Source organism: Pedobacter sp. HMWF019 (assembly GCF_003061025.1).
Classification (GTDB): Bacteria; Bacteroidota; Bacteroidia; order Sphingobacteriales; family Sphingobacteriaceae; genus Pedobacter.
Genome location: NZ_QAIL01000605.1, coordinates 482 through 3,548, shown reverse-complemented (window position 1 = coordinate 3,548; position 3,067 = coordinate 482). Strand labels below are relative to the sequence as shown.

At 39.0% G+C, this 3,067-nt stretch carries 4 protein-coding genes and 1 pseudogene; all 5 read left to right on the top strand.

Annotated features, from left to right (window positions below; all coding sequences use genetic code 11):
• The coding region (gene rbsK / locus DBR11_RS28665) for a ribokinase (RefSeq protein WP_108555942.1) at positions 1-862 on the top strand (862 nt) is incomplete at its 5' end.
• Between the two features lie 187 nt (positions 863-1,049).
• Entirely contained in the window at positions 1,050-1,268 is a 219-nt protein-coding gene (locus DBR11_RS28660; protein ID WP_233260948.1) for a hypothetical protein, read from the top strand.
• On the top strand, positions 1,258-1,521 hold the full coding sequence (locus tag DBR11_RS28655; RefSeq protein WP_146186709.1) for a hypothetical protein: 264 nt from the start codon (positions 1,258-1,260) through the stop codon (positions 1,519-1,521). Before DBR11_RS28660 ends, DBR11_RS28655 begins: the two co-directional genes overlap by 11 nt.
• 426 nt (positions 1,522-1,947) lie before the next feature.
• Complete coding sequence (locus DBR11_RS28650; protein WP_146186708.1) at positions 1,948-2,385, top strand: hypothetical protein; 438 nt, start codon at positions 1,948-1,950, stop codon at positions 2,383-2,385.
• A 385-nt stretch (positions 2,386-2,770) separates the two neighbouring features.
• Positions 2,771-3,067 (top strand): annotated as a pseudogene (locus tag DBR11_RS29445) (M91 family zinc metallopeptidase); the annotation flags it as partial.

Here is a 3,067-nt window from a genome sequence, read left to right as displayed (position 1 = left end):
ACATATTCCAGTACCAGGGGAAACAGTATTAGGCGGATCTTTTTTCATGAACCCAGGGGGGAAAGGCGCCAATCAGGCCGTGGCAGTTGCGCGTTTAGGAGGAGATGTGACATTTGTTTCTAAAATGGGAAATGATGTATTTGGAAAGCAATCCTTTCAACTGATGGACAAAGAGGGAATTGATACCAGATATATTGTTTCAGATGAAGAGCTTCCTTCTGGTGTTGCGCTGATTACAGTAGATGCTTCGGGAGAAAATAGCATCGTTGTTGCGCAGGGAGCAAATGGAAACCTTTTAGTTTCAGATATTGAACCTGCCCTAAACGAGATTGAGCAATTCTCTATCCTGTTACTACAGCTGGAAATTCCCATGTCTACTGTAGAATTTATAACCTTCAAAGCTTCGGAAAAGAATATTCTTGTTATTTTAAATCCTGCACCGGCAACGAAATTGTCGGACCGGTTGTTACAACATATTGACATCATTACACCGAATGAATCTGAAGCTTCCATTTTATCCGGCATAGCCGTTACGGATGTGGAAAGCGCAAAGAAAGCTGCTCAGGTTATACATGAGTTGGGTATTAAATCTGTAATCATCACATTAGGCCCTTTGGGTGCCCTTGTATTAGACCATGGCGCATTTCATCTGGTCCCCGCAAAACAAGTAGAAACAGTAGACAGTACCGCAGCAGGAGATGTGTTTAACGGCGGGCTGGCAGTGGCGCTTGCCGAAGGAAAGTCTCTAGTGGAAGCAGTAGATTTTGCATGTGAAGCTGCGGCATTTTCAGTAACACGTCTTGGCGCACAATCTTCTATTCCCCACAGGAATGAACTTCTTGCTCATAAACTCAAGCATTAACCAAAACCGGTCTATTTACCTAAACTATTCAAACTATGTTTATTGTAGGGAGATAATCGATGATAATTACCACATAGCTATGACAAGTAATTGCAATTAAGTAGCTTATTATTAGTAGTTTGTGTGTATTTCTTTTGCCCGTCTCTTTTGGATTATGCTTTTATTTTTCTGAATTCGTAACGCATTTGTGGTAGATAAAGATGGAGACCCATGTCCGATAGCTACGCTTCCACTTCAATTTATTGTGTTTGGGGAAGGGGTATTCAAGTCGGTATGTAATGGTGATGCTATTTCTCTGGAGAGTTTTGAATTGCCAAGAATGAAGCTTTTCAGCGGGAAGCTGGTTGTGCTGGTGCAGTATACCAAAAAGGCGGGAACAATCGAGTTTAGTGTAAGTGGCAGTTAAGTCAAAACGGAAAAGGTTAAGCTTCAGTCCAACACAGTTGGGAAACAAGAAAGATCAGGCTTTGCATAGGGCAATGGGGGAGATTTTGAATAAAGAAGTGCTTCAAATCGAAAAGCAGCTGGACGGTGCTATTTTTTGGGAAATCCATGATTTCCTGAAGATACATCGCCCAGACCTAACGAGGAGCCCTGCTGGAGCAGACATTAAGATCAAAGCTATCGGTGGTCGTAAGGCATATTTCACGAGAGTGTAAAATAAACTGTGTCAATTAGTTAATTGTTAACTTAGAGACACAGTTTAAAAAATGAGAAAAGATGAGCAGCTCGATTATGAGCAAATATCTTTTATTGATGATGAAAACGATAACAGAAAAGGTATAGATCGGACTTTCATACGAGAATTGGCGAGGGAAGATTCGCGATACAACCAGGGAGTCAATGTACGACAGCTAAATTAATATACTACACTCCAATATTGTTCCCGATATCAATGATGTTGGGATTTATAGTGATTGGGATTTATGCGCAGTCATTCGCAGCGCTTTTGGGTGTTTTTATGTTTTTACCTGTATTATTTAAAATCGCTTCATTGAATGAAAATGTATTTAAAGAAATATTGGAATGCTAATTTTGGTGGTGTGTGTCAATAAACACACAAAAATACCTTGGAGGTCAATAATATGAATTTTAATAATTTGAGATTAAAGTATGAGATATCGCAAATAACTCATTTAGACTTACATATTGTTCGTCAAAAAGCTATTTCGGAACTGCGAGAGGATAAATATAGAATAGCCCAGGAAACTGATAAACATATTATGTTTGATAATTCTGGTCCGCCTAGATTTGAAATGCGAGGTGCGTCTGCGTCCAAACTGCAAACTGGTATTTTGGAGTTATCAGGTGCAAAGGAAAATACTGTAAAACTGACATATTTTGTTTCATATAAATATATTCTTTTAGCTCTTGTTTCGATAATAATACTCGCATGTTTTTACAGTGTAGTTATGCTTGTTCTTGGAGCATTTTTAATAATTACATTTGGTGTTGAACTTGTTAACCAAAAGAGCAATGCAGAGAAATTTATTGCACGAATACTGATAACAGAAAATTGTTGATTGATTAAGTAGATCAATAAAATCAGCCGGGATGGAAATCTCCAGTTGGTTCAACTGCTTCTAAAGCGATTATAGAGACAGTTTGCGCTGATACTAAATCGGTTCAGGTTGTTTCAACTTCTTTTAAAGTTGGAGGAGCAATTATAGGAGCTGCAGGAATGGCAATGACAACAGTTGAGCTCATCAAAGCTTTTTTAACCGAAAAGGGAGCAATTCAGGTTGCAGGAACTCCTGGGGGGGCGCGAAGCCAGTGGGGACAGAGTTGATTTCGGAATTAATTAAAAGTGAGCATAAAATTATCATTGAAGATAAAGGAGTAGGAAATAGAACATCTTTTAACGATATGTCAGCAGCAGCTGGAAATATAAAATGAGGTACAGGTTCTACGATTAATTTTGATCCTAATGATCTGAAAAATGATGAATATGGTATAAGGAATGCTGATGGATCTACTGGAAGGCCTGCTCAAGTTGGTCTAGCTCATGAGTTGGGACATGCAAAAGATGGTGTAAATGGGACTGCAACGCAGTTAGATGCCAGTGATCCTGTGAGTGTTAACGAAAATGGAATGTCGGTTATTGATCCAGATACGAAAAAGCCGACTATAATGGCTAAAGATGAGTATAAGGTTCGCACTAAAATAGACAATCCAGTACGAGCAGAACAACATGCAAAACAACGG

Excerpts from the sequence above, each read along its gene's own strand:
- DBR11_RS28650 (WP_146186708.1), top strand. The coding sequence starts at position 1,948 with ATGAATTTTAATAATTTGAGATTAAAGTATGAGATATCGCAAATAACT.